General features: G+C 64.3%; 24 protein-coding genes. 12 read left to right on the top strand and 12 right to left on the bottom strand.

Going from position 1 to position 26,355, the window contains the following annotated elements:
- The 3 genes from OKW29_RS11275 to OKW29_RS11265 are packed head-to-tail and all read left to right on the top strand — an operon-like array spanning position 1 to position 2,139.
- Positions 1-642 carry a hypothetical protein gene (locus OKW29_RS11275; RefSeq protein WP_184034106.1) on the top strand — a complete coding sequence of 214 codons (642 nt, stop codon included), beginning with the start codon at positions 1-3 and terminating at the stop codon, positions 640-642.
- A gap of 43 nt (positions 643-685) precedes the next feature.
- Positions 686-1,336 (top strand): cytochrome b/b6 domain-containing protein, encoded by a 651-nt coding sequence (locus OKW29_RS11270; RefSeq protein WP_187629199.1) that lies wholly within the window; start codon positions 686-688, stop codon positions 1,334-1,336.
- Positions 1,333-2,139, top strand: coding sequence for a molybdopterin-dependent oxidoreductase (locus OKW29_RS11265; RefSeq protein WP_429291096.1), 807 nt, complete (start codon positions 1,333-1,335; stop codon positions 2,137-2,139). The genes OKW29_RS11270 and OKW29_RS11265 overlap by 4 nt, the downstream gene beginning before the upstream one ends.
- Here OKW29_RS11265 and OKW29_RS11260 read toward each other — a convergent pair.
- Positions 2,136-3,104, bottom strand: a complete 969-nt coding sequence (locus OKW29_RS11260; RefSeq protein WP_429291095.1) for an AraC family transcriptional regulator — start codon at positions 3,102-3,104, stop codon at positions 2,136-2,138. The two genes, OKW29_RS11265 and OKW29_RS11260, sit on opposite strands and share 4 nt — an antisense overlap.
- Before the next feature lie 337 nt (positions 3,105-3,441).
- Between OKW29_RS11260 and OKW29_RS11255 the strand changes: the two genes are divergently transcribed.
- On the top strand, positions 3,442-4,494 hold the full coding sequence (locus tag OKW29_RS11255; protein ID WP_429291094.1) for an NAD(P)-dependent alcohol dehydrogenase: 1,053 nt from the start codon (positions 3,442-3,444) through the stop codon (positions 4,492-4,494).
- A 739-nt stretch (positions 4,495-5,233) separates the two neighbouring features.
- Positions 5,234-6,190, top strand: a complete 957-nt coding sequence (locus OKW29_RS11250; RefSeq protein ID WP_184034115.1) for a LysR family transcriptional regulator — start codon at positions 5,234-5,236, stop codon at positions 6,188-6,190.
- Between the two features lie 39 nt (positions 6,191-6,229).
- On the opposite strand, the gene OKW29_RS11245 is transcribed toward OKW29_RS11250, so the two are convergent.
- The 5 genes from OKW29_RS11245 to OKW29_RS11225 form a co-directional block, all read right to left on the bottom strand.
- Entirely contained in the window at positions 6,230-7,375 is a 1,146-nt protein-coding gene (locus OKW29_RS11245; RefSeq protein ID WP_429291093.1) for a nucleoside hydrolase, read from the bottom strand.
- 169 nt (positions 7,376-7,544) lie between these two features.
- Positions 7,545-9,026 (bottom strand): glucose-6-phosphate dehydrogenase, encoded by a 1,482-nt coding sequence (gene zwf / locus OKW29_RS11240; RefSeq protein ID WP_090806032.1) that lies wholly within the window; start codon positions 9,024-9,026, stop codon positions 7,545-7,547.
- Between the two features lie 235 nt (positions 9,027-9,261).
- Positions 9,262-10,194 (bottom strand): bifunctional Delta(1)-pyrroline-2-carboxylate/Delta(1)-piperideine-2-carboxylate reductase, encoded by a 933-nt coding sequence (gene lhpI, locus OKW29_RS11235; protein WP_429291092.1) that lies wholly within the window; start codon positions 10,192-10,194, stop codon positions 9,262-9,264.
- Between the two features lie 130 nt (positions 10,195-10,324).
- Complete coding sequence (locus OKW29_RS11230) at positions 10,325-10,957, bottom strand: C39 family peptidase (RefSeq protein ID WP_429291091.1); 633 nt, start codon at positions 10,955-10,957, stop codon at positions 10,325-10,327.
- Positions 10,958-11,004: 47 nt separating this feature from the next.
- Complete coding sequence (locus OKW29_RS11225) at positions 11,005-12,345, bottom strand: NAD(P)/FAD-dependent oxidoreductase (RefSeq protein ID WP_429291090.1); 1,341 nt, start codon at positions 12,343-12,345, stop codon at positions 11,005-11,007.
- A 231-nt stretch (positions 12,346-12,576) separates the two neighbouring features.
- On the opposite strand from OKW29_RS11225, the gene OKW29_RS11220 reads away from it, so the two are divergent.
- The 3 genes from OKW29_RS11220 to OKW29_RS11210 all read left to right on the top strand — a co-directional run bounded on the left by OKW29_RS11220 (position 12,577) and on the right by OKW29_RS11210 (position 15,436).
- Positions 12,577-12,831: a helix-turn-helix domain-containing protein gene (locus OKW29_RS11220; protein ID WP_090806037.1), complete on the top strand. Its 255-nt coding sequence runs from the start codon at positions 12,577-12,579 to the stop codon at positions 12,829-12,831.
- Between the two features lies 1 nt (position 12,832).
- Positions 12,833-14,173 carry a type II toxin-antitoxin system HipA family toxin gene (locus OKW29_RS11215; protein ID WP_429291089.1) on the top strand — a complete coding sequence of 447 codons (1,341 nt, stop codon included), beginning with the start codon at positions 12,833-12,835 and terminating at the stop codon, positions 14,171-14,173.
- Positions 14,174-14,581: 408 nt separating this feature from the next.
- On the top strand, positions 14,582-15,436 hold the full coding sequence (locus OKW29_RS11210) for a helix-turn-helix domain-containing protein (RefSeq protein WP_090806040.1): 855 nt from the start codon (positions 14,582-14,584) through the stop codon (positions 15,434-15,436).
- A 59-nt stretch (positions 15,437-15,495) separates the two neighbouring features.
- Here the strand turns inward: OKW29_RS11210 and OKW29_RS11205 are convergent, their stop codons facing one another.
- Together OKW29_RS11205 and OKW29_RS11200 are read right to left on the bottom strand one after the other, a co-directional pair.
- Positions 15,496-17,343: an ATP-binding response regulator gene (locus OKW29_RS11205; protein ID WP_429291088.1), complete on the bottom strand. Its 1,848-nt coding sequence runs from the start codon at positions 17,341-17,343 to the stop codon at positions 15,496-15,498.
- Positions 17,313-17,882, bottom strand: coding sequence for a molybdopterin-dependent oxidoreductase (locus OKW29_RS11200; protein ID WP_184069272.1), 570 nt, complete (start codon positions 17,880-17,882; stop codon positions 17,313-17,315). Before OKW29_RS11200 ends, OKW29_RS11205 begins: the two co-directional genes overlap by 31 nt.
- A gap of 270 nt (positions 17,883-18,152) precedes the next feature.
- On the opposite strand from OKW29_RS11200, the gene OKW29_RS11195 reads away from it, so the two are divergent.
- Positions 18,153-19,100, top strand: coding sequence for a phosphoribosyltransferase (locus tag OKW29_RS11195; RefSeq protein ID WP_429291087.1), 948 nt, complete (start codon positions 18,153-18,155; stop codon positions 19,098-19,100).
- Positions 19,101-19,140: 40 nt separating this feature from the next.
- Here OKW29_RS11195 and OKW29_RS11190 read toward each other — a convergent pair whose 3' ends face one another.
- Entirely contained in the window at positions 19,141-20,808 is a 1,668-nt protein-coding gene (locus OKW29_RS11190) for an ATP-binding domain-containing protein (protein WP_429291086.1), read from the bottom strand.
- Between the two features lie 182 nt (positions 20,809-20,990).
- Here OKW29_RS11190 and OKW29_RS11185 point away from each other — a divergent pair, with 182 nt between their 5' ends.
- Positions 20,991-21,617 carry a glutathione S-transferase family protein gene (locus OKW29_RS11185; protein WP_187629783.1) on the top strand — a complete coding sequence of 209 codons (627 nt, stop codon included), beginning with the start codon at positions 20,991-20,993 and terminating at the stop codon, positions 21,615-21,617.
- Positions 21,618-21,643: 26 nt separating this feature from the next.
- On the opposite strand, the gene OKW29_RS11180 is transcribed toward OKW29_RS11185, so the two are convergent.
- Both OKW29_RS11180 and OKW29_RS11175 read right to left on the bottom strand, forming a co-directional pair.
- Positions 21,644-22,339 (bottom strand): potassium channel family protein, encoded by a 696-nt coding sequence (locus OKW29_RS11180; protein ID WP_429291085.1) that lies wholly within the window; start codon positions 22,337-22,339, stop codon positions 21,644-21,646.
- Positions 22,329-23,570, bottom strand: a complete 1,242-nt coding sequence (locus OKW29_RS11175; RefSeq protein WP_429291084.1) for a TrkH family potassium uptake protein — start codon at positions 23,568-23,570, stop codon at positions 22,329-22,331. The genes OKW29_RS11180 and OKW29_RS11175 overlap by 11 nt, the downstream gene beginning before the upstream one ends.
- A 260-nt stretch (positions 23,571-23,830) precedes the next feature.
- On the opposite strand from OKW29_RS11175, the gene OKW29_RS11170 reads away from it, so the two are divergent.
- Positions 23,831-24,430: a Fur family transcriptional regulator gene (locus OKW29_RS11170; protein WP_429291083.1), complete on the top strand. Its 600-nt coding sequence runs from the start codon at positions 23,831-23,833 to the stop codon at positions 24,428-24,430.
- Positions 24,431-24,578: 148 nt separating this feature from the next.
- On the opposite strand, the gene OKW29_RS11165 is transcribed toward OKW29_RS11170, so the two are convergent.
- Positions 24,579-25,103 carry a response regulator gene (locus tag OKW29_RS11165; RefSeq protein ID WP_429292486.1) on the bottom strand — a complete coding sequence of 175 codons (525 nt, stop codon included), beginning with the start codon at positions 25,101-25,103 and terminating at the stop codon, positions 24,579-24,581.
- 516 nt (positions 25,104-25,619) lie between these two features.
- Here OKW29_RS11165 and OKW29_RS11160 point away from each other — a divergent pair.
- On the top strand, positions 25,620-26,351 hold the full coding sequence (locus OKW29_RS11160; protein ID WP_429291082.1) for a ribonuclease activity regulator RraA: 732 nt from the start codon (positions 25,620-25,622) through the stop codon (positions 26,349-26,351).
- The last annotated feature ends 4 nt before the right edge of the window (positions 26,352-26,355 follow it).

The following is a 26,355-nucleotide window of genomic DNA, read 5'->3' as shown; positions in this document are numbered from 1 at the left end:
ATGAAGACCCGCATGAAGATCGCCCGCGCACGAACGCTGCGCGCCCTCGCCGTCCCCGCACTCGCCGCCGTGCTGCTCGCGACGACGTTCGCGGCTTCGGCCCAGACCGCCGCGCCGACCGGCGTGCGCGGCACGGTGACGTCGCTGTCCGGCGATCTGCTCAAAGTCCACACGCGCGATGGTCAGGACGTCGACGTGAAGCTCGCCGCCGACACGCCGATTCGCGGCGTCACGCTCGCCAACGTCAGCGACATCAAGCCGGACAGCTACGTGGGCACCGCCGCGATTCCGCAGCCCGACGGCACGTTGAAGGCGCTCGAAGTGCATGTATTCCCGCCGAGCATGCGCGGTTCGGGCGAAGGTCATCGGCCGTGGGATCTCGGCGCGAACAGCACGATGACGAACGGCACGGTCGGCTCGCTCGTGGTCAGCAACGGCCGCACGATTACCATCAAGTACAAGGATGGCGAGAAGAAGATCGTGATTCCGCAGGACGTGCCCATCGTCAGTCTGGAGCCGGGCAGTCGCGCGTTGCTCACGCCCGGCACGAAGGTCGTGCTGTTCGCGCACAAGGAAGCGGACGGCGCGATGGCGGCGAATTTCATTTCGGCCGGCGAGCATGGCGTGACGCCGCCGATGTAAAGCGGCGCGTCGTTCGTCTTCATCCCTCTCGTCTTTGAAGCCAATGCCCGACTCGCAAGCGTTTCTGGTCGTTCATCCCCTCGTCGTTCGCGTGACGCACTGGATCAATGCGTTCGCGATGGCCTGCATGGTGATGAGCGGCTGGGCGATCTATAACGCGTCGCCGATCTTTCCGTTCCGGTTCCCCGTGTGGGCGACGGTCGGCGGATGGCTCGGCGGCTCGATCGCATGGCACTTCGCGGCGATGTGGCTGCTGTGCGCGAACGGCCTGCTGTATCTCGCGCATGGCGTCGCGAGCGGCCATTTGCGTCGCAAGCTGCTGCCGGTGCGTGCCCGCGAGCTGGCGCGCGATGCGGCGCTGGCGTTGCGCCTAAGACTGCCGCACGAAACCGGCAAGTACAACGCCGTGCAGCGCGCGTTGTATCTGCTGGTACTGCTGCTCGGCGTGCTGCTGGTCGCATCGGGACTATCGATCTGGAAGCCGGTGCAATTGTCGTGGCTAACCGCGCTGTTCGGCGGCTTCGATTTTGCGCGCCGCGTGCATTTCGTCGCGATGGCCGGCGTGGTCGGCTTTGTCGTCGTGCATCTGCTGCTGGTGCTGCTGGTGCCGCGCACGTTGCCGCCGATGGTCACCGGACGCGCCCGGCGCAACGCGCAGCGCACCGATCAAGCCTCCCAGAGGACTCGCGCATGAGCGCCCCGCAACGAACCGACACGGCGAACGATACGCACGCCAATACAGAAGACGCGCGCCGCTCACGCGTCGTGCTTGCCGAGCACCGGCCGCGGATCGAGCAGTTGCAACGCCGCTTGTTTCTGCGCTCCTCGCTATCGATCGGCGCGCTCGCGATGCTGTCCGGCTGCAACCTGCAGGACAACGATTCCGTCGACAAGGTGCTATGGGCGATGTCGCGCTGGAACGACCGCGTGCAGGCGTGGCTGTTCAATCGCAACAAACTCGCGCCGACCTATTCGGCGCGCGATATCACCGATCCGTTTCCGTTCAACGCGTTCTATCCCGAGTTCGACGCGCCCGATATCGACGGCTCGACCTATCGGCTCCAAGTATCGGGGCTCGTCGCGGATAAACGCGGCTGGAGTCTCGAGCAGTTGCGCAGGTTGCCGCAGGTCTCGCAGATCACGCGTCACGTGTGCATCGAAGGATGGAGCGCGATTGGACAATGGAGCGGCGTGCCGTTTCGCACGTTTCTCGAACTGATCGGTGCCGATCTGAGCGCGCGCTACGTCGGTTTCAAATGCGCGGACCGCTATTACTCGAGCCTCGACATGGCGAGCGCGCTGCATCCGCAAACGCAATTGACGCTCGCTTTCCGCAACGCGCCGCTGCCGGCCAGATACGGCTATCCGCTGAAGCTGCGCGTGCCGACCAAGCTCGGCTTCAAGAACCCGAAGCACATCGCCGCGATCTTCGTGACCAACACGAACCCGGGCGGCTACTGGGAAGATCAGGGCTACAACTGGTTCAGCGGGCTTTAGACCGCGGTCACATAACGCGGCACCGGCTTGTGCGCGCGCGGCGGCGGCGCATCGTGAGCGACGCGCATGCGCTTGACCTCGTCGACGGGACTCAGGCCGAACAGCCGCTTGAACTCGCGGCTGAACTGCGACGCGCTTTCGTAACCGACCCGCATGGCGGCCGCGCCCGCATTCAAGCCATCCTGCACCATCAACAGACGCGCGTGATGCAGACGCGTGGTCTTCACGTACTGCATCGGCGAGGTCGCGGTGACCGCCTTGAATTGCGCATGAAACACCGCGAGGCTCATGCCGGCCTCGGCCGCGAGCGTATCGACATCGAGCGACGCGTGATAGTCCGCATGAATGCGCCGCAGCGCCTTCGCGATGCGGCCAAAGTGATTCTGATGCGTGAGCGCCGCGCGAATCGCGCCGCCCTGCTCGCCGGTCAACACGCGATAACAGATTTCCCGGACGATGCCAGGCGCCAGGATTTGCGCGTCGAGCGGCGACGCGAGCGCCTCCAGCAGACGCTGCACCGCGCTGCTCAGTGCGGCATCGAGCGGCGTCGAATACATGCCGGCCGGTTCGTATTGCGCGAGGCCCTGGGTTTCGTTGAGCGCCATCAGCAGTTCGGCGACCATCGTCAGATCGACGCGCACCGACATGCCGAGAAACGGCTCCTGTTCGCTTGCCTCGGTCTCGCATTCGAACGGCAACGGCACCGACAGCACCAGGTACTGCTGTGCGTCGTACTGGAACACCTGATCGCCGAGATAGCCGCGCTTGCGCCCCTGACAGACGATCACGATGCTCGGCTCGTACATGACCGGCATGCGCGGCATCGGCCGATTCGCGCGCAGCAGGCTGACGCCTTCGAGGCTCGAGCGCGTCATGCCGGCATTCGGCGCGAGCAGGTTGAACAGTTCGAGCAAGCGGCGTTGCGCGGGGTCTTCCGGAATGGAACCGACAGCTTGAGTGGACATGACGATAGGGTGACGGCCAGGAGAATAATGCTTGAAATTTAGCATCAAACAGCCTGTCGCGCTGCCCCTCCAGAGTTTTAGGCAAACCTTCAAGACGATCAGGTATTCCCCGGGCAGCGACGGGTCCCTAAGATGGGAACCCTGCCGGATCGCCTTTTTCGACGCGCGCAGCGTGCGCGGTCATCGACCGCCATGCGCCGACAGCTTGCCAACGGCGGCCCCCAACGCTCGCGCCCCGATCCCGGTTCATGCTGCGGCCCGCCGCATCCGCAACCCAGTGTTGCGCATCGTCGGCGCGTCGCATGTTGCGCCATCGCCCTCTTTGCTGGAGCCATCCATGAGCACGACGTATGCCTATGCAGCGACCGACGCCACCGCGCCGCTCGCCCCATTTGAAATCCAGCGCCGCGCACCCCGCGCCCATGACGTGCAGATGGAAGTGCTGTACTGCGGCGTGTGCCATTCCGACCTGCATCAGGCGCGCAACGAATGGAAGAACACGATCTACCCGGTCGTGCCGGGCCACGAGATCGTAGGCCGTGTGACCGCGGTTGGTCCGAACGTGACGAAGTACAAGGTCGGTGAACTCGTCGCGGTCGGCTGTCTGGTCGATTCGTGCCGCACCTGTTCGAGCTGCGCGGAAGGTCTCGAGCAGTATTGCGAGAACGGTTGGGTGGGCACGTATAACGGTGTCGATCGCGTCGACGGACAGGTCACTTACGGTGGCTATTCGACGCAACTGGTCGTCGATGAGGCTTTCACGCTGCGCGTGCCGCGGAATCTCGACCCCGCGGGTGTCGCGCCGCTGCTGTGCGCGGGCATCACCACGTATTCGCCGCTACGCACGTGGGGCGTGGGCCCGGGCAAGAAGGTCGGGATTGTCGGCCTCGGTGGACTCGGCCATATGGGTGTGAAGCTGGCTCGGGCGATGGGCGCGCATGTCGTGCTGTTTACGACTTCGCCGTCGAAGATCGAGGATGCGAAGCGGCTTGGCGCGCATGAAGTCGTGGTTTCGAAGAATCCGCAGGAGATGGAAGCGCATGTGAATAGCTTCGATTTCATTCTCAATACGGTGGCTGCGCAGCATGATCTGAATCCGTTTTTGAATCTGCTCAAGCGCGACGCGACGATGACGTTGGTGGGTGCTCCGGAGCACGATCATCCGTCGCCGCAGGTGTTCAATCTGATCTTCAAGCGGCGGCGCCTTGCTGGTTCGCTGATTGGCGGTATTGCCGAGACGCAGGAGATGCTCGATTTCTGTGGCGAGCATGGCATTACTTCTGATATTGAAATGATTCCGATGCAGAAGATCAATGAAGCGTATGAGCGCATGCTCAAGAGCGATGTGAAGTATCGGTTTGTGGTTGATATGGATTCGATGCGGAAGTAATAGCAACTTTTTGGCCGCGCAGCGGGTGGTTTTTTTGCGCCTGCGGCGCGGGGTTCTGTTTTGTTGTTGTGTTTTTTTGCCTTCGCCCTTTTTCTGTGTTCTTAGGGCGTTGGCCTTTCCTTGATTTCTTGTCGGTCTATTGGCGTTGCCCCTGTGCGGGGCGGCACCTACTTTCTTTGCTGCTGCAAAGAAAGTAGGCAAAGAAGACAGCTTTAAACCGCTAACTCTTAAGCGGGTCCCTTTGTCCACCGCGGGTAGTGGTGCATCTGGAATCTGTGTTCCCGCACACTCCGCGTTAGTGACAAGGCCGTCATTCTTCCGGCGGCGCTGCGCGCGCCGAAGCGCTGGTCTCAAACCATTGGTTGTTTCGGCGCGTCGCCGAGGCGCAGCCGATGGCCTCACCAACCTAAAAAAACACTCTGGTTTTCCTTGCATACCCGTCCGCGACGCACGTAGTGCGGAGTGGGATGGATGACGGCTTTGTCACTGCCGTGGAATGTGCGGGGGGACGGATTCCAGATGCACCACTGCCATTCGTTGAGCACGGTGCCCGCTTAAGAATTAGCGGTTTGAGCTGTCTTCTTTGCCTACTTTCTTTGCAGCAGCAAAGAAAGTAGGTGCCGCCCCGCACAGGGGCAACGCTAATAGACCGATAAGTCAGCAAGGAAAGGCCAACACCACAAGAACAAAGACAAATCCGCCGCAGGCAAAAAAACAGAAAACCATTTGGAGCATCCCAGTGATCGACAGAATAACTGCAATGCGCACATTCATCCGAATTGTGGACACCAACAGCTTCACCCGCGCAGCGGAGTCATTAAACATTCCGCGTGCAACGGCGACGACGATCGTCCAGAACCTGGAAGCCCTGCTGGGCACAGCGCTGTTAGTCCGTACGACGCGCCGCCTGAGCATCACGCCGGAGGGCGCCGCCTACTACGAACGCTGCGCGCAAATCCTGGCCGACATCGACGAAATGGAAGCCAGCCTCCGTAATTCGACCGACAACCTGACCGGCCGCCTCCGCATCGAAATGCCCAGCGCGGTAGCGAGTGCAATCGTGCTGCCGTCGCTAGACGACTTCCACACCCGTTACCCGAACCTCGACCTCGCGATCGGCGTCAGCAACCGCACCGTCGATCTGGTCTCCGAAGCAATCGACTGCAGCATCCAGCTCGGTGAATTGCCCGATTCCAATCTCGTCGCGCGGCAACTCGGCACGCTCGATCAGGTCACCTGCGCGAGTCCGGCCTACCTGGCCCGCCACGGCACGCCCGCCGATCTCGACGATCTGCGCGCGCACGTCGCGGTCAACTGCGTGTCGCCGCATAGCGGCCGCGAATGCGACTTCGATTTCGAAGTGGGCGGCGAAGCGCGCAAGGTCAAGCTCAACGGCTTCGTACAAGTCAGCGATGAACAGGCGTACCTGACCTGCGGACTGCAAGGCCTCGGCATGATCCAGCCCGCGCGCATCGCCGCACAGCCTTACCTCGATTCGGGCTTGCTGCATGAAGTGCTGCCGCAATGGAAACCCGTGCCGATGCCGGTCTCGGTCGCGTATGTGAAGAACCGCCGCGTGTCGCCGCGCGTGCGCGCGTTCGTCGATTGGCTCGCGGAGCTGTTCGAGAAAGCCGGGCACGTCGAGCAGGATCTGTCGCGCGTGCGTCAGTTGCTGCGCGGCCTGCATCCCGCGTGAAGCGGGTGCGGGTGCGGGCGCGCGGCGCTCGCGCGTTGACTAGTCCAACGGCCGCACCGGCACCGGCCGCGTCAACAGATCGACATAGAAATTAAAAAACGCCGGATTATCAAATCGTTTGACGACCGTCATCTTCTGCAAACCCGGCGGCGGCGAACTCGTGTAGCCCCTTGCCTTGCCATCGTCGGCGCCGAAGCCTGTATCCACATCCACCCACTTCTCGACGGTCTGCGTCGCGAACGACGGATGCATCAGATAGGCGAGCGTCAGGGTGTCCCAGATGTTCGTCGTGTAGTTTGGATTGGTCTCGAAGCCGTTCTTGCCGTCGTATCCGTAGCCGTTCAGCGTCCTGAACAGTTGCGTGATGATGGTCTGCTTCGCCGGATCGTGCGCGACGCGATCGTACAGTGCCTTGTCCATTTTCACGGTATCCGTCACGTCGAGCGGAATCACCGTCTGTTTGATCGGCAGACGCAGCACCGCTTTCGCCGCTGCGGGATCGAACCACCAGTTGAATTCGGCGGTGGGCGTGGTATTGCCCCGCACGTCGATCGCGCCGCCCATGTAAATGATCTGCTTGATCAGCGGCACGATCTCGGGATGCTCGCACGTGGCCAACGCGATGTTGGTCAGCGGGCCGATCGCGAGGATCGTCACCTCGCCCGGGTACCGCTTGACCGATTCGGCGATGAAGTCGATCGCGCTCTGGCTCTGCACCTTCGTGTGCGTCGCGAAGCCGTCCGGCGGCGCGACGAGGTCGCTAGCCGATTTCGGCTCGGGCTTGCTCCATGCGCCAACATAGCCATCGCCGCCGGGGAATTCCTTCAGTTCCCGCTGGATCGTTTTGAAGTCGTGCGTCAGTGCGTAGTTGGCGCCCGCATAGACACCGATCTGTTGTTCGACGCCGAGTCGTTCGACCGATTTCAGCGCATCGGCAACACCTTGCTTCAGCCACTGATTGCCCGACACCACGGTAATGCCGAGCACTTTCAGCGAGCCCTGCGCCTGCAATTGCGCGGCCATCACCCCGAGCTGGCCGTCGTCGCCGAGCGTGTTGTAGTCGCTGTCGATGATCACCTTCGGCGGATCGCTCCGGGCATCGAGACTGCTGCTGGCGCAAGCCGTGAGATCGAGTGTGATTGCCACGCTTGCCGCCCAGATCAATGCCACGAGAATTCGCCCCATCGATGCCCCGTTTGGAATGCCGCTCAGTGACGCGGACAAGGAAACCATCATAGGCGCAAGCCGTATGAATGACGAATGATCAGCGCGGCAACGACAGCACACGCAAAAGCGGCTCGCGACGCCACTGCAACGTCGCGAGCCGCTTCGAATAGCGCGCTGTAAAAGCCCGTTACTGCGATTCCTCCGCCCACACGGCGTTCTCCCGCGTCATCAACGCGGTCGATGCCGCCGGTCCGAACGTGCCCGCCGAATATGAGCGCGGCCGCTCGCCCGACTTCGCCCAGCCTTCGAGAATCGGCTCGGCCCACGCCCACGCCGCTTCGAGTTCGTCGCGGCGCATGAAGTGCGTCAGACGTCCGCGGATCACGTCGATCAGAAGCCGCTCATAGGCTTCCGCGCGACGCTCGGTGAACGCCTGCTGCAGGTCGAGGTTCAGGCTCACCGGCAGCATGTGCATGCCGCTGCCCGGCTCTTTCGCGAGCACCTGCAATTGGATCGACTCTTCGGGTTGCAACTGGATCACCAGACGATTGCCGTAGGTTCGTCCACCGCTCGGGATGATCGAGAACGGCAGATCGGAGAATTCGATGACGATCTCCGACAGCTTCTTCTGCATCCGCTTGCCGGTGCGCAGGAAGAACGGCACGTTGGCCCAGCGCCAGTTGTTGATCCGCGCGCGCAACGCGACAAAGGTTTCGGCGCGGCTGCCCGCCGGCACGTTGTCTTCCTCGAGGTAGCCCTTGACCGCCTCGCCATCCACCGCGCCCGCCGTGTACTGGCCGCGCACCGTGTCGCGCGCGATGTCCTCGGGCGTCATCGGCCGCAGCGAGCGCAGCACCTTCAGCTTTTCGTCGCGCACCGCGTCGGGATCGAGCGACACCGGCGGCTCCATCGCGACGATGCACAGCAGTTGCAGCAGGTGGTTCTGCACCATGTCGCGCAGCGCGCCGGTCTTGTCGTAGAACCCCGCGCGGCTGCCCACGCCGACCGTTTCGGCCACTGTGATCTGCACGCTCTTGATGTACGGCGCCTGCCACAGCGGCCCGAAAATCGGATTGCCGAAGCGCAGCACCATCAGGTTCTGCACGGTTTCCTTGCCGAGGTAGTGGTCGATCCGGTAGATCTGCGCTTCTTCGAAATGCTTGCCGACCGCGTTGTTGATCTCCTGAGCGGACGCGAGATCGTGGCCGAGCGGCTTTTCGAGCACCACCCGCGAATTGCCGTCGACGAGCCCGGCCGACGACAGGTTGTCGCAGATATGGGTGAACAGATCCGGCGACGTCGCCAGATAGAACACGCGGTTCACGCCGTCGCGCGACGCTTCCTTCAGGCGCAGGTAGTCCTCGGCCGCATCGACGTCCATCCTCACGTATTCGAAAATCGCGAGGAATTTGTCCCACGCCGACGCGTCGAACGCTTTTTCGTCGATGAAGGGCTTCGCCTTCTGCTCCATGAATTCGCTGATGTATTCCTCGCGCGACCAGGGCTTGCGCCCGATCGTCAGAATGCGGGTATCGGGCGGCAGGTTGCAGTGCAGATGCGCCATGTACAGCGCGGGCAGCAGCTTGCGGAACGACAGGTCGCCGGTGCCGCCGAAGATGATCATGTCGAGCGGCAGGTCGGGTGTGGCAGGAGCTTGTTGGGTCGTCATGGCACGGTCGCAGCGTCTAGGGAGAAGGCGTCGATCAGGAATCGGCGGCGGGCGGACGGGCTACGGCTCACGTCCGCTATGGCGCTTTTTCCGGCAAACATCTATGGTGCAACGTTTTGAGATAGTTTGCACGGCAGCATCTGCCGCAGGTTAGCGCAAGTTGCCAACCTTGCGCGCCAGACAGTCGTTTTTTCGGGATATTTTGCGCGATATTTGCCGGTTGGGCCGCTGACGGTCAGCCGCGCGCCAGCGCGTCACGCGCGACCCGGCACGCGGCCAGATCCCACGCCGCGCAGCCTACGCTCTTGAACACCACCGGCCCCGCCGGCAAGGGCTGCGTCTGCTCGAGCACCGCGGCGATCCCGCCCACCCGCGCCCAATCGACACCGGCCTGGATGAAATCGCCGGCCTCGTGCATTGCACCAGCCTGATCGTCGACGAACAGCGCGCTGCCCGCGATCGTAGTCGCGCCGATCTCGACCATCTGCGACGTGAAAGCGCCGACGCCGATCACGAGCCGCTCGGCGCGCGCCGTCTCGTCGTAGACCGGCTGTTTGCTCGTGGTCAACGCGATCACGACGTCGACCGAAGCGGGAATCGTCGCGCCCGCATCCGCGAGCGGCCGCAGCTCACGCACCTTGCCGCGCTGCGCCGCGCAGAACGCTTCGGCGCGCGCGGGCGCGCTGCCCTTGACCCACACGCGCGCGTCGGCAAACAGTTCGCCGATCGCCTCCAGATGATTGAGCGCCTGCGTGCCGGTACCGATCAGCAGGAATTCACGCGGCGCGCCCGCAGCGAACGTCGCGATGCCGAGCATCGACATCGCCGCGGTCCGGCGCCCCGTCACTGTCGGACCATCGAGGATGAACAGCGTCTCGCCGGTATCGGCATCGAAGGCCATGACCTGACCGTGGATCGTCGGCAGATGGCGCGCGCCGTTGCTCGCGCACACATTGACGAGCTTGTGGATCGCGAGATCGGGCGCGGTGGCGGGCATCGACAGCATGACGCCGCCGGTGTTCAGCGGCACGACGAGCCGCTCGGGGCTCACGATGCGTCGTTGCGCGTAGTCGATGCTAGCGCGCCTCAACGCGTCGACAAGCGCTGCGTAAGGCATCAGCCGCGCGGTGGCGGCGGCGTCGAAGATCTGCGTGGTCGGGCGGGTCATGGGCGGAACGATCCAATGGGGGATGGAGTGGGCATGACGTCACCGTAACCGAGCGCGAAAAAATTGACCAGTCGTGTGGACGTCTACTGCCCGCCGAATCGCGAACTCCGCTTCATGCCCAGCGCGCCGGCTAGCTCGTGCCGCGGCTGAGCGTCATCCCCCGCCCTGCATGGAAACGCGACATCGTCGCGAACGGCAGGTACACGTCGGACTGATGCGGCGCGACGCCCGACGGGTTGTGAAACCACACGCCGTCGCGATCCCGCCCGTGCAGCAGGATCAGATGACCGCCCCGCCGCTGGTTCGTCCGCTCCGGATAGCGGATCTCCGGACTCACCGACACGATCGCGAGCGTATCGTCGTCGAGCCGCGCCGCGATCTCCTCGAGTGACGCCTGCGGCAGCACCTCGATATCGAGGCCGAACGCCGGGCCCGCCCAGTCGGCGAACGGCCGGTAGATCAGACCGTCGACGCCACCATCGTCGCGCAACCGGTATACGCCGTGCCGCAGCGCGTCGTCGAGCAGTGCGGCGCGCGGCGCGTGATCGATGCTCCAGTAGTCGAGAGCCGACTCGAGGCACGTCAGCCCGCACAGGCGTTGCGCCCAGAAACGATAGCGCTCGGGGTCGGCGAAACCGCTGCGCTGCCAGTGCGGATCGTCGCACGGGTCGCGCTGCTGTTCGACGATGTCGCGCACCCACTCGGGGCTGCCCCATTGCGTGTAGTACGGGACGTCGGCGTGGCGGAGAACGGCTTCGGTCATCGGTGGTATCGGTCGGGTTGGGTTGTATCGGGCTGGGTTGCGCGGAGTTACAGCATGCTGCGCGGCCGCTTCATCGTGCCGTCGAAGAAACGCTGCAAACGGAACGCCGACAGATCGAGCGACGCCTCGCCGCCATCGTTGAGTTCAGCCAGCAGCTTGCCGACGATCGGCCCCATCGCGAAACCGTGACCGCAGAAGCCGTTCGCGATCGTCAGGCCCGGGACCTGCGGCGGCGCATCGATCACCGGAATGCCGTCGGGCAACACGTCGATCAGTCCCGCCCACGCCTCGACCACCTGGGCGTCGCGCAACGCCGGAAACAGTGCGCGCAGCTTTTTCAGCGCGCGCGGCGCGTGGCTCGCGTTCGGCTGCGGATGCGGGTCGCGCGGAGAGAGCACGCGTTCGGCGTCGGGCACGCCGCCCGGCAGACGTCCGCGCAGATCGTGCAAACAGGCGCCGTTCAGATGGAAGCTGAACTTCTCGCGCTGCGTCCACAGTTCGGGCAAAAACCATTTCAGCGCGCGGAAATGACCGAGCGTCATGTCGACGTCGACCTGCATGTCGTCGGCGAGATTGATCGCGCCGTTCGCGCGCTGCCGGATGCCGAGACCGTGGCCCCAGAAGGTCGACGCCGTGATCGGCGGCAGCGGATTGGTGCGCATGCAGGTACCGCGCACAGCCTGCTGCGGCAGTTCGAGACCGAGCGTTCCGAGCAGCCGCCAGCTGCCCGCGCCGGCCACGCAGATCAGACGCGAGGTACGAATCGTGCCGCGCTCGGTGACCACACCAGCGATCGCACCGCCCGCGCGTTCGACGCCGACCACGCCGCAGCCCTCGAAAAACAGCGCGCCGGCTTCGGCCGCCCGTGCCGCGAAGGCCGCGGCGACGCGGCGCGGTTCGGCCTGACCGTCGCTTGGCGTGTACAGGCCGCCGAGCGCGGGGCCCTGCATGCCGGTCACCACGGCGTCGATCTGCCTGCGCTCGAGCGTGCGGGTATCGAGGCCATACTGACGCGCGACCTCGGTCCATTGCTGAAACGATGTCCAGTCTTCGTCATGGGTGGCGACATACAGGCAACCGCCCTGGCGCCATTCGAGATCGAAATTCAGCTCACGTTCGAGTTCTTTCCATAATGGAATGCTGGCCATCATCAGCGGCACCTCCGCGGCTTCGCGACCCTGCTGACGCACGAAGCCCCACGCGCGCGATGACTGCTGCCCGGCGATCCGCGACTTGTCGAGCACCGCCACCGACAGGCCGCGCCGCGCCAGGTAATAAGCGGCCGCGCAGCCCATGATGCCGGCACCGGCGATCACGACGTCGGCGTGGCTGGGAAACGGTTGGTCGGCGGGCGTGAAGGTCGAGTGCAGCGGGTAAGTCGTGGTCATGGGTGGGCGGGTTGGCGATGTGGGCGTCATCTTCGCAGTGGGAGCCATTGTCCGCAATGACGAGCGACGTCGGCACCGCGGCTGGTCGCAGCCGGGACGGCGCGGCCGGCACCTGCCGGAATGCCCGATTATCCGTCACACGAATATTCGTCGATTATGCGTCACGCAATTATTTGACAAATATTCGTTTCACGCATAAATTGCATTTATTCGTCTCGCAGATAATCCGCCATGCTCCATCTGATCGCCACGTCGGACCAGCTCGCGCAGTTGCTAGCGGCCAGCCGCCGCCAGGCCGGGCTCACGCAGACCGAGGCCGCCGCGCGCGTCGGGGTGAGCCAAAGCCGCATTTCCGCGCTCGAAACCGATGCGAGCGGGCTCACGCTCACCCAGCTGCTCGCGCTGTGCGGCGCCTACGGCCTGCAACTGCAGTTGCGCGACAAAAATCAGCCGAGCTCCGAGCCGGCACCGAACGTCGAGTGGTGAGATGGCCCGGCAAACCGCTTCGAAGGCATTGTCGGTGTGGGCCAACGGCGAGCGCGTCGGGCTCTGGCGGCTGCCCGCGCGCGGCCCGATGGAGTTCGCCTACGACGCCGCCTGGATCGCGTCGCCCGCGGGTCGTCCGCTGTCGCTGTCGCTGCCGTTCACGCCCGGCAACATGACGCACAAAGGGCCGCGGGTGCTCAACTACTTCGACAACCTGCTGCCCGACAGCGACGTCATCCGCAAACGCATCGCGCAGCGCTACCGGACCGAAACGCTCGACGCGTTCGACCTGCTGCAGGCCATCGGCCGCGACTGCGTCGGCGCGGTCCAGCTGCTCGCCGAAGACGACGCGCCGGCCGGGGTCCAGCGTATCGAAGGCACGCCGCTTTCCGACGACGACATCGAGGCGCTGCTCGCGCAGACGGTCGGCAAACCGACGCTCGGCGCGCCCGACGAATCCGACGACTTCCGCATCTCGCTCGCCGGCGCGCAGGAGAAAACCGCGCTGCTGTGGCACGACGGCCAATGGCAACGGCCGCACGGCGCGACGCCGACCACGCATATCTTCAAGCTGCCGCTCGGGCTGGTCGGCAACCGGCTCGCCGATCTCAGCACGTCGGTCGAAAACGAGTGGCTGTGTCTGCGGATTCTGCGCGCGTTCGGCCTGCCGGTCGCGAACACCGAGGTGCTCAGGTTCGGCAAGCAGCGCGTGCTCGCCGTCGAACGCTTCGACCGGCAGATGCATTCGAGCGGCAGCTGGCTGCTGCGTCTGCCGCAGGAAGATTTCTGCCAGGTGTACGGCGTGCCGTCGCATCGCAAGTACGAAAACGAGGGCGGCCCCGGCGTGCTCGACCTCGCGCGGATTCTGCAGCAATCGGTCGAGGCGCGGCAGGACATCGAGACCCTGCTCGCGAGCCAGATCCTGTTCTGGATGCTGGCCGCGCCGGACGGCCACGCGAAGAACTTCAGCATCCGCCTGCTCGCCGGTGGCCAGTACCGTCTGACGCCGCTTTACGACGTGATGTCGATCTGGCCGGTCGAGGGCAACGGCCCGAACCAGTGGTCGTGGTACAAGGCGCGGCTTGCGATGGGTCTATGGTCGCGCAGCAAGCACGATGCGTTTCGCGACGTGCAGCGGCGACACTTCAACGCGATGGCGTTGAAATGCTCGTACGGCGCCGACGCCGAGCCGCTGCTCCAGCGTCTGATCGAGCAGACACCTGGCGTGATCGAGCGGGTGTCGGCGGAGTTGCCCGAGCGCTTTCCGGGCAAGGTCGCCGAGCGGATTTTCAAAGGACTTCAAAATTCGGCGGCCCGGCTCGACACGATGCCGGCAAGCTGAACGCGGACCGCGCGTGCCGGCGCAAACCCGATACCTCCGGACACACTTTTCATTGCGCCTCTCGCCTGCCTTCTCCGCAAGGGCGGACCTGCCGGGCTTTGCGGCAAGCGGCCGGATCCGTCGCCTTGCGCACTACTCCATTCGTGGATTCCCTACGGTTTCGTCATCGTTTCACCGGTAGAATGCCTTTTGATGCTCAATGCATCAAAAGTCACCGGCACGGCCATGGCGTCGCTTGCATCAGCGGACTCGGCGGCCGGTCTGACAAAATCATAAATGGCGAATTTTTTTACGGTACATTTGCTGTCCCCGCGTGACCGATTCATGCGCATAGCATGCGCAGGGTCGGCTTGCGCCTGCCGACCGCGCTCCAGATGTACCTCTTAACCCGGCGGATTTTCACGCAGCATGGCCAACGAAACACACTCACCCGACTCCATCGCGGTTGCCGAGCGCGTGCGCGAGTTGATGAGCAGGCATGGAATCGGTAAGCGACAGCAAACCACGGAGCTATGCCGCATCCTCGATCTGAGTTTTTCTCAGGGGCACCGCAAACTGCGCGGCAATAGTCCGTGGACGCTGTCGCAGATCAAGAAAGTCGCCGAGGTATTCGACGAACCCGCGGCGCAGCTGTTCGGCGCGCAGTCGCTCGATCCGGGCGTCGTCGGCGCGATCGCCCAGGAGGCGGTGTTCTGCATCGGCGCGACCGAAATCGCCTGCACCGCGTGGGTCGGCGCGGCGCTCGAACCGGGTAGCCGCCCGGAATTCGTCGCCTATTCGCGGCTCGGTCAATGGCGCGTCTCGCGTCATGATGGCGCGCTGTATCAGAGCGCGTACGAAGTCCACAAGATCGAGATCTATCCGCGCCGCGCCGAGACCGACAAGCCGGCCATCGCGGTGGTCGACGACGATCGTGCAAGCGCCGATAACCTGCGCGATTATCTGGAGCGCAGCGGCTTCACGGCGGTCGCGATCTATGGGCTCGCGGCCTTCAGCGAGCAGTTGCAGACGCAGGTGTTCGACGGCGTGATCATCGACTGGCTGTTCGGCTCGCAGACCTCGGCGGCCGCGATTCGCGCGGTGCGCGCGTCGGAGAACCCGGACGCGCCGATCTTCGTGCTGACTGGCGAACTGCTGACCGGCAAGGCCAGCGAATCGGAGATCAGCGAGGTGATCCGCGATTACGACGTCGCGTGCTACGAGAAGCCCGCGCGCATGGCGATCCTCGTCGCCGATCTGTCGAAGCGGCTGAACCGCCCCTGAAGCGCGGGCGCCGATGCGCGCCCCGTTCGCGGCAGCGCCGCCTTCACGCGCTCACGCGCTCACGCCTGATGCCGCGCCGCCAGCGCCCGCTGCAGGGCGTGCTTCAGATCCTCGTAATGGACTGGCTTTAACAGCGCCTCGAACACCGACGGCACGCCAGTCGCGCCACTTTCGCCATTCCGCAGGACCTCCGGCGCGTACGCGCTGACCACGATCACCGGCACGCCCGCCGACGGTCCGTCGCGCGTCGCGAAGTCTTCGAGAAACGTGTAGCCATCGCGCTCCGGCATGTGCAGATCGAGCAGCACCACTTCGCAGCGGTGGGTGTCGAGCCACGCGAGCGCGTCGTTGGCATTGCCGAGTGCGAGCGAGTCGTAGCCCATGTGCGCGACCATTTCGCTGAGCGACTCGCGGATCAGCCGGTTATCGTCGATGATCAGCACGCACGGCTGCGCGCCGTCCCGCTCGGCTTGCTCCACGACGTCGGCCGGCTCGACGGTTGCGACCGGCACGACCGGGATCGTCACCGTGAAGCTGGTGCCCTCGCCGACCGTGCTCGCGACATCCACCGTGCCGCCGAACAGCTTCACGAGCCCTTGCACGATCGTGAGCCCCATCCCCGCGCCTTCGAAGCGGCGCGTGCGCGACGCGTCGAGCTGCGTGAACTCCTCGAAGATCAGCGGGATCTGTTCGGACGGCACGCCCGGCCCCGTATCGCTGACGACGAAAACCAGCAGCGCCGGCTCTTGCCGCAGTTCGACGCGCACCGTGCCGGTCTCGGTGTAGCGGATCGCGTTGGTGACGAGGTTGTTGACGATCTGCCGGATGCGGTGCGGGTCCGACTCGACGAGCCCGCTCGCGCCGCTCGCCTCGCTTTCGAGCTCGAGCCCGCGCGTCCTGGCGGACATCGTGTGTTCATCGACGATCGACGCCAGCAGCTCGCGCGGCTCGAAATGCTGGTGCCGCAGTTCGAGCTTGCCGGCGCCAAGGCGCGCGTAGTCGGTCAGGTCCTTCATCTGCGCCTCGAGATGGCGCGCCGCGGTTTCGAGCCGCTGGATCACCTTGCGGTCGGCCTCCGAGTGATAGTTGAAGCCGAGCAGTTCCACCGACGAGACGATCGCATGCAACGGCGTGCGCAGCTCATGGCCGATCATGCCGAGAAACGCATCCTTCGCGAGGCTCGCCTCGCGCGCCGCGCGGCTCGCTTGATGCTCGGCTTCCAGTGCCGCGCGCTGCTGGCGCATCAGCCGCGTGCGGCGCCGGCCGTTGAGCACGAGCAGCAGCGTCGCCGCCGCCGACAGCAATAGCAGCACCAGACCGCCCGCGAACAGAATGCGGCGCTTGTCGATGAAATCGCGGTTCATCGCCTCGCGGTCGGCGACATCGGCGAAACGGCGCGACAGCGCGAGATCGTTGACCTCGCTCCAGTGCTGGCGCAGCTGCGCGTCGATCCGCGCGGCACGCGCACGGTCGCGCTGCAGTACCTCGATCTCGGGCTCGATGTCGTCGAGCACAGTCTCGAGCGTCTTGATTTCGTCGAGCTGCCGTTGCAACAGAGCGAGCTGCGCGGAGAGCCGATGCGTCGAGCCGGCCATCACGCGCAGCTTCGATTGCAGCAGCTGGAAGCGCAGCTGCAACTGCTGATAATCGTCGTCGGCACCGGACTGATACAGCAGCAGCTGGTTCTCGAAGCGCGCGTACGCGATCTGCAGTTGCGCGGCGTCCCAGTAGAAACCGTCGTAGGTACGGGTCAGCTGCTCGGTCGCGCGCGGGTTCAACAGGTTCGCATAGAGCAGATAGCCGATCGCGCCGGCGGGCGCCGCGAGCGCCATCAGCCAGATCAGCACGTTCAACACGCGCCGCCACGGACGGCGCGCTATTTGACGATGAGGGCCTTGATCTGCCATACGAATTTCGAGTCGCCGACCGCGCCAGTCAGTTCATCTGGAAAAGCGTCGCGCGGATAGATCAGAAACAGCGGCCCGAAGTCGCTGAGTTTCAGGCGCTGGCCGTTCATGCTGTACGCGACGATCACGCCGTAGCGTTCGCAGTCCGACACCGGCACGGTGTAGGTGTAGTCGTCGAACGTGTGGAGTTCGATCTGGGTGCCGTGCGCGCCGACGGCCTTCAGGATGTCGGCGAGCCTGGGCCCGGTGAACGTCGAGCGCGGCGTCCAGGTGGTCGAGGTCGTGATCGTATGCACGGGCAGCGCGAGCAGTTGAGCCTCGTTGAAGTGATAGGTGCGATGCGCGGCGTCGTTGGTATTGGCGATCTTGCCCTGCACGTCGAGCGCCAGCGCCGGCGACTGCCGCGCGCCCGGCTGCGCATGCGCGCAACAGACGGAAAGCCCGACGATCAGTCCCGCCAGCCCCGTCAGCCAGCGCATCCGCCAGGGCACACCGGTTCCGCTGGCTGCGTTGCACAGCGTTGCAATCAGATTGGCCATTTGCTTTTTTTATCCGATTTCGTTGATTCGCCGGACCGCGGGCCGCGCCACGGTCAGCCGATCTCATGCCACGCGAAGTGTTGCGCCGTACCGTGCCGTCAAACGCGTGCCACCCCGACACGCGACCTTTGACCCGCATGCATAATATCGCCAAAATGCGCTGACTCAAAAACGGGGACCCGCGATGTCGCGCCAGTGCGTCAGCGCGCGCCGCGCGCGCATCCCCGCGGACCATTGCCTTCCATCGCGCCACGCGGCGCCTCGATAGTCATGAACAAGCCGGTCCTGCCTCTGACGTACGAACAGCTCGATCACTGGATCGAATCGCTGCAACCCGTGTTGCTCGCCGAGCGTTTCGCAATGGCGCTCGGGATTCTGCGCGGCGGCGCGCCGCTCGCGCTGATGGTGTCGCACGCGGTCGGCGCGCCGGTCGCGTTCCTGCGCTACGACCGCCAGACGCGCGCGGTCGCATGGGATTCGACGCTGCCGATCCCGCCCGCCGGATCGAAAGTGCTGTTGTGCGAGGACATCGCGGGACGCGGTTTTACGCTCGTCGATTGCATCGCGTTTCTGCAGGCGCACAGGCTCGAAGTCAAAACCCTGACCGCCGCGGTCGATGATCTGAGCCGCGCACAGCCCGACTACGCGATCGATGCGCGCGGCTACTTCGCCCTCTTTCCATGGGAGCGCCAGGCATACACCGAGCGCTACCGCGACGACTGGGCGCGCGTCGAAGCCGGCGCCGCGCCCACGATGGCCAACGACCACGAGTACGCGGCCTACGCGATCGACCTCGACGGCATCCTGCTGCCCGACGTACCGCTCGCGCGCTACGACGAGGACCTCGCCGCCGCGCTCGCCGAGCGCGACGCGCTGCTGCCGTTCGAGGTGCTGCCCGGCATCGACCTGCAGCAGGTGCGCACGATCATCACGGGCCGCCCGGAGATGGATCGCGCGCGCACCGAAGCGTGGCTCGCGCGACACGGCTTCGCTCACATGCAGTTGGCGATGCGCACGTCCGGCCTGCACGACGACAGCCCCGCCGGCGCGGCCGCGCACAAGGCGAGCGCGGCGCTGCGCGCGGGTGTCACGCACTTCGTCGAAAGCGATCCGGTGCAGGCGCTGCTGATCGCGCAGCAAGCGCCGCTGCTGCGCGTGATCTGGTGGGATGCGCTGACGCGCACGGGGATGCTGGTGAGCGCAAGGGCGTGGAGTTGAACGCAACGTTCCGAGTGGGCGCAGCGCCCGAACGCCGCCGCTACCTGTCCTTCGCCTCGCGCAACTGCAAATGCCGCGCGGCCCGCTGCGACGCGACGACGATCAGCTTCATCGTCGCGCGCGTCGCGCCGACGAACAGCTTGCGCGCGCTGCGTTCGTCGAACGCGTCGAAGTCGATCTCGGTGAAGATCACGCACGGCGCCGCCTGCCCCTTGAAGCGGTAGATCGACTCGAACAGCACGTCGCCTTCACGATACTCCGGGTTGCCGAACAGATCGTATTTGCCGGTGAAACTGCGCAGCCGATGCGGTCCGAGATGATCGAGCGCGCTCATCGCCGAGCCCTCGCGACCGCGAAACGACAGCACCGCGATGTCCTGCTTGCGAAAACCGAGCGATAGCGCCTGCGTGATGGCGCGCTTGGTTGCGTCGATACTGCTATCGGCGCCCTGCGCTTCGTCGTAGACCGACACCGAAACCTCGGAGCCGTCGAACGGACTGCCCGACGTAAGTGCCGCGGCCAGCGGCACCGACGCGCCCAGCACGTCGCGCAGATAATCGAGGATGTCGCGAGGACTGCGGTAATTGGTGGTTTCTCTCAGCGTGGTCCAGCCGGGCAACGAGACCGGCTCACGCATGTACAGATTCTGCAGTGGGTCTTCGAGCCACCACCACGCGGCGCCCGGCCGCAGCAGCCGCTCGAGCGCGGCAAACCATGGCTGCTGGAAATCCTGCCCTTCGTCGACGATCAGTACGTCGAATTGCCAGCGCGGTTCGATTGGCGTGTCGGCGAATACGGCCTCCAGTTGATCGAACACCTGCGCCGACCGGAAATCGGGCGCGCGGCCCGCGTCGCGCGCGATCCAGTCGCAAAGCTGGTGATAGTTCGCGACTTTCGCCTCCGGCGGCGCCACCCGCGCGATGTGATCGGCGAGCGGCCGGTTGAAGCACACGTACAACGGCCGCTCGCCGCGCGCGACCGCGTCCTTCATCACCTGCACCGCGAGTTGCGTCTTGCCGGAGCCCGCCGTGCCAATCACGCGCAAACGGAACGGCGCGAATTCGAGCCGCCGGGCCCATGTCGCAAGTCCGCCCGAAAGGCGCGTGACGAGCATGCCCGCCTGCCCGACGAGCGCGCTCGTGTCGGGCGTCAACGCGAGTTCGTCGGCGAGAAAGTGGTGGATTTTCGCCGCGCAGGGAAGCCGCGGTTCATCGGCCGGCAGCGCTTGGCGGACGATCGCCGCGAGACGCTCGCGCCGCGTAGCGTCGACGATGCGCGCGGGATTCACGCCGGCGATCGCCGCATCCTTGACGATGTGATCGGGACAGTACAGCAGTTCCTCGATGAAATAGGCGCCCGCGCCGAACGCCGCGGTAAAACGCCGGTGCAGACTCTCGATCGTATGCGCGAGCGCGATCGCGACGTTTCGCTCGGTTTGCAGATACACCTTGACGAGCCCCTTCGGCGTTTCGCGCAGAAAGCCGGTCTTCTGCTCGATGATCAGCAGGCGCCCGGCGGGACTCACGATCACGAAATCGGCCTCGCCGAACACGGAGAAGTTCTGGTTCAGGCGCGTCCAATGCACGCCGTGGTAGACGGTGTAGTCGGCGGGCAGTGCCTTTTCGAGCAGCGCGAGCGTTTCGCGTTCGCGCGCCGCCGCGCCGGTCGCTTCGAGGCTCTTCCAGTCGTCGGGAACAATGCGGGCCATGCGATGCCTCAATGAGTTGGGATGCGTGTTTTCAGCGGGCAATCCGGAGTGCGGTCATTGTACGCAACGCAATGTCGGCCGGGCGGCCCGTCGCGCAAAGGCGCGCACATCGTGTATCGTTAGTGGCTGAACGCCGCGCACGCCGCGCGGCTTGCCAACCGTAAGAGAAAAGGATTTACCGGATGATTACAATCTGGGGACGCGCCAATTCGGTCAACGTCCAGAAGGTCTTGTGGTGCTGCGACGAACTCGTGCTGCCGTTCGACCGCATCGACGCGGGCCTGCAATTCGGCCGCAACAACGAACCCGACTACCTCGCGATGAACCCGACCGGCAAGATTCCGACGCTGGTCGACGACGACTTCGTGCTGTGGGAATCCAACTCGATCCTGCGCTATCTGGCGATGCAATACGGCGAATCGAGCCTGCTGTATCCGGGCGAGCCGAAACTGCGCGCGAGCATCGACCGCTGGCTGGACTGGTCGCTGTCGACGCTGCAGCCAGTGGAACGTCCCGTGTTCTGGACCCTCGTGCGCACGCCCGAGGCCGAGCGCGACGCCGCCAAACTCGCCGCCGACGCGAAGGCGGTCACCGTCCTGTGGCGCCTGCTCGACACGCATCTGCAGGGCCGCTTCTTTCTCGAAGGCGACAAGTTCACGCTCGCCGATATCGTGATCGGCGCGTACGCGAAGCGCTGGTTCGGCCTCGACGGTTTGCAGCGGCCGTCGCTGCCGAGTCTGGAGCGCTGGTATTCGCGTCTCACGACGCGCTCCGGGTTCAAGAAGTATGTGGATTTCCCGTTGACCTGAGCATGGCGCGGGTCGGCGGAAACGGTTCAGGTATTCGCGCGACTCGCAAACTCTTCGACCCTGCTCGCGGGGCCCGACACGATCAGCAAATCCCCCGGCACAACAACCGTGTCAGGCCCCGCGTGCTGGAACTCTTCGCCAGCGCGCCTGACGGCCATGACCATTACACCGAACGCCTCCAGAACGCCGCAATCTGCGAGCGGACGGTTGTGTGTCGGCGCCGGGGCATGAATCGCGGCGACGGCAAATCCTTCGCCGAATTCAATGTAGTCCACGATTCGGCCTGTGATCAGGTGAGCGATCCGTTCACCCATTTCCGCTTCCGGATAAACCACGTGATGCGCGCCGATGCGCTGGGCAATCTGGGCGTGTTCCGTGGTCACCGCCTTCAACCAGATGTCCTTGATCTGAAGTTCCGTTAGGGCCATCAGGGTCATCAGGCTCGCCGAAAGGTCGCTTCCAATGCCCACGATCGCATGAGGGAAATCGGCAACGCCCAATTGACGCAGGGTATTCACGTTGGTCGAATCGGCCTGGACGGCATGCGTCAACCGGTCCGCCCATAACTGCACCTGCTGCTCGTCCCGGTCGATTCCCATCACGTCATGGCCAAGCCGAAGCAGCGACTGGGCCACGGCACAGCCGAACCGCCCCAAACCGATGACGACCACACTGTCGCCTTTCGAAAAAGAGAGCGAAATCTTGAACAGGTCAGCCAACAATTGGATGCTCCTCGGGGTAGCTATATTGCGCACGCCGCTCAACCAGTATTAACGACGTTGCAAAGGTAATGGTTCCAACCCGGCCGACGTACATCAGCGCGATGATCACGAACTGTGCCGGCGCAGGCAGATCACCCGTGATACCCGTGGACAGACCGACCGTACTGAACGCCGAAATAACTTCGAAGATGACCTGATCGGTAGGGAAATCGGTGATGTGCAGAATGATGAGTGTGCCGACCGTGATCATCACGGCGCCCAGCGCCACGACGGTAATCGCTTGCCGCTGCGCCGACGCGCTGACACGGCGCCCAAACGCCTCGATATCGCCAAGCCCGCGGATCTCTGCGATCACCAGCAAGGCCAGAATGGCGATGGTGCCGATCTTGACACCCCCTGCCGTTCCCGCGCTGCCCCCGCCAACGAACATCAGGAAGAAATGCAGGGCCCAGCTGTCATGACGCATTGCGCCGACGTCGAGCGAGTTGAAACCCGCCGTGCGCGCGGATACCGAGGCGAAAGCTGCCGAAAGGAGCTTCTCTCCGAACGGCATCGGACCCAGGGTTTTTGGATTGGTCCATTCGAACAGCAGCAACGCAAGAAATCCACCGAGCAGCAGCACCCCCGTGACCACTAAAGTGAGCCTGGTGTGCAATGAAAGCCGACGGGCACCCCGAAGTTTTTCCCGCAGATCGTACAGAACCGGAAACCCGATTCCGCCGACGACAATCGCGACCATCACCGGTACCAGCATCGACGCGTCGGCGGCATAGCGCATCAGACTGTCCGGGTGAATTGAAAAGCCCGCGTTGCTGAACGCGGAGACCGCATGGAACCATCCACTCCATGCGGCCTCGCCCCAATGGAAGTTGTACCCGAGATGAAGCCTGACCGTCAGCCAGAGTGCCGTGGTCAGTTCAGTGACGAGCGTCACGACGAGCACCAGGCGCGCCACGCTGCCGATGTCCCCGAGACGGAGCGTGTGCGTCTCGACCTGGGTGATCAGCTTCGCCCGCAGCGGCAAGGACCGGTTGACCATGAGTCCCAGCAAGGTGGCTGCGGTCATCATGCCGAAACCGCCAATCTGAAACAGGCCGAGGATGACCCACTGTCCAAAGCTTGACCAGTAGGTGCCCGTATCGACAACGACGAGTCCAGTCACGCAGACCGCGGAGGTAGCGGTAAAAAAAGCGCTCAGCCACGGCGCTGCCTCACCTTTGGCCTGCGACAAGGGCAACCTCAAAAGGAGCGTCCCTGCGGCAATCGCAAAGAGAAAGGCTAAGGCTACTGCCCGCGATGGGTGAAGCAGTTGTCTCATCGAGATCCCATCAAACACATTCAGAGAATGACTGACAAAGAATAGGCATTTTTTGTCAGTAAAGACCCTATTTTTCGTTTGTTGTCAGTTGTAAGCCAAATCTGGGCAATGCCGATTCTCTCGACGCTTCGACCGGCGCGGCACTTGCATCCCCCTGCCTCTATAATCGACGCATGAAAACCGCCAAGCCCGCCGCGACCGGCCGTCCGGTCGCTCCCGCACCTGCCGCCCCCGCCGCCGATGCACACGATCATCGAGCGCATCACGACGTGCACGAGTCGTCGCACGCACATGGCCCGTCGCAGGAAGCGGCTCTCGCACTCGCCGAGGAATATTGCCGCGAACGCGGCGAAAAACTCACGCCGATCCGGCGCAAGGTGCTCGAACTGCTGCTGAACTCGGGACGCGCGACCAAGGCCTATTCGCTGCTCGACGAAATGCGCCAGATCCACGCCGGCTCGGCGCCGCCGACCGTCTATCGCGCGTTGGATTTTTTACTGTCGGCGGGGCTCGTGCATCGGATCGAATCGATCAATGCGTTCACTGTCTGCCATGATCTGACGCAATGCCAGCACGGCATTCTCGTCGTATGCCAGCAATGTGGCAGCGTCACCGAATTGCATCAACCGAAGCTGCGTCAGGCGCTCGTCGCGCAGATCGAGGACGCGGGCTATCGGCTCGCGAGCGACGAAATCGAATTGAAGGGATTGTGTGCGGCCTGTCAGGCGGCCAAAGCGGCCAGCGCGGCCGCGCCGGTGGCCGCGGCGAAATAGCGGCGCGCCACATTGGGTGCGCAACGCTGTGTGACGCGCTGCAAAGCGTCGATGGCCGTGCGCTGCTTCGAGAAACGACATCTCCCCGCCGCGCGCCGGCCTGCTCTGTCTAAAACCCGCTCCCACGAGAGCCGCTGCGAAGCGTCGATCAACCCGCCGCGCGGGCGTCGATCGCGTCGTGCAGCAGCGTCACGAGCGCTTCGGGTAACGCAGGTTTGGTCATGAAATGCTGGAAGCCTTCGCCGATGCTGCGCAGGCGGTATGCGTCGTCGGTATGGCCGGTGAGCGCCACCGCCACCGAGGGTGAATGACCGCCGCAAATCTCGTGGTCGCGCAGCCGCTGGATCAGATAGAAGCCATCCATGGCCGGCAAGTCGAGATCGCAGACGACCGCGTCGGGCAGCAACCGCATCGCCGCCACGACGCCCTCTTCCGCATCGGCGACCGCGCAAACCTTCGCGCCTTCCGCCTCGAGTAACAAGGTCAACGATTCCCGGCTGTCCGGGTCGTCCTCCACCAGCACGATCGTGGCCTGATCGAGCCTCATTGCTGCGTTCATCGTATGTTGTGGCTCTGAAAAACCGGTTAGGTCGTCCGAGGGGGCGGAGGTTTCACTTTGTATTTCACTTTGCTGATTGCCGCCGATTCGCGCGGCCAGGGTGTTGCAGTCCATGATTCCGACCCGATTTCGCACGCCGAGTTGCAGACAGGTCCGCGCTTGTAAAACATTGCGCAACATCTTCCCGAGTACGACGCTTGCGCACGGTAACGCGCCAAAATTGCACGTCGATGAAAAAACGGCGCTCGACGCACACCGCGATTTAGCCGCTCAGTGTCCGCAGTTTTTCCGCGGCTCGCCGATCGCGGGCACCCGATGTTCCGGCGCGGTTCGTACGAACCCCGTTCGTACGGCCTTCCCCGCCCGGTATCGATTCTGCCCTTCGTATTGTTTGCACAACGCGGCGCTGCCGTTCGTTTTGCGCCGCTCGCATCCGACGACACTGCAAGCACGTCGCGTGCCTCGTTGCAGCTGTTCGCGTCACGTAAAGAAGGGCTCGGTCGCGGTTGCCGATGTCGCGGCGATAAATGGCGCTGGCCTGCTAACCGGTGGTGTCGCGGCGCTATCATCGGGGGCGCGCACGCGCGCCTACCGATGCCCCCTCATCTCAACCCGAGGTCAACCGACACCATGTCCGCCACATCGCCCGCGCTCTCCGCCGCGACGCTCGACATCCTTCGTCACGTCAGCACCGCCACGCTGACCACGCAGCTATTCAAGCGCGGTCTGCGCAACACCTTCATGCAGGGCGTCGCGCCGCTCGGTCCGCGGCGCGGCGCGAATCTGGTCGGGCCGGCGTTCACACTGCGCAACATCCCATCGCGCGAAGACCTCGACGTACTGGAGCTATTCGCGGACCCTGAGTACGCGCAACGCAAATGCGTCGAGACCATTGCGCCGGGCCACGTGCTCGTGCAGGATTGCCGCGGCGAGCGCGGCAGCGCGTCGTTCGGTTCGATTCTGTCGCTTCGTTTGCAGGTGCGCGGTGTTGCCGGCATGGTGTCCGACGGCCCGGTGCGCGACAGCGCGACGATCGCCGCGCTCGACATGCCGGTGTTTTGCGCCGGCGCGAGCGCGCCGCCCAATCTGATCCGCCATCACGCGGTCGATATCAACGTGCCGATCGGGTGTGGTGGAGTCGCGGTGTTTCCGGGCGACGTGATCGTCGGCGATGTGGATGGAGTTGTGGTAATTCCGCTGAAGATGGCCGGCGACGTCGCGCAAGCCGCCGCCGGACAGGAACAGCTCGAGGCGTTTCTCACCGAAAGGATTCGTGCCGGCGCCGCGCTGCCCGGCACCTATCCGCCGAACGACGAGACGAAGGCGGCGTTCGACGAGTGGAAGAACAATCGCAAAATCTAGGGCC

Source organism: Paraburkholderia sp. CI3 (assembly GCF_050436505.1).
Classification (GTDB): domain Bacteria; phylum Pseudomonadota; class Gammaproteobacteria; order Burkholderiales; family Burkholderiaceae; genus Paraburkholderia; species Paraburkholderia tuberum.
This window is presented reverse-complemented; position numbering and strand designations above follow the sequence as displayed.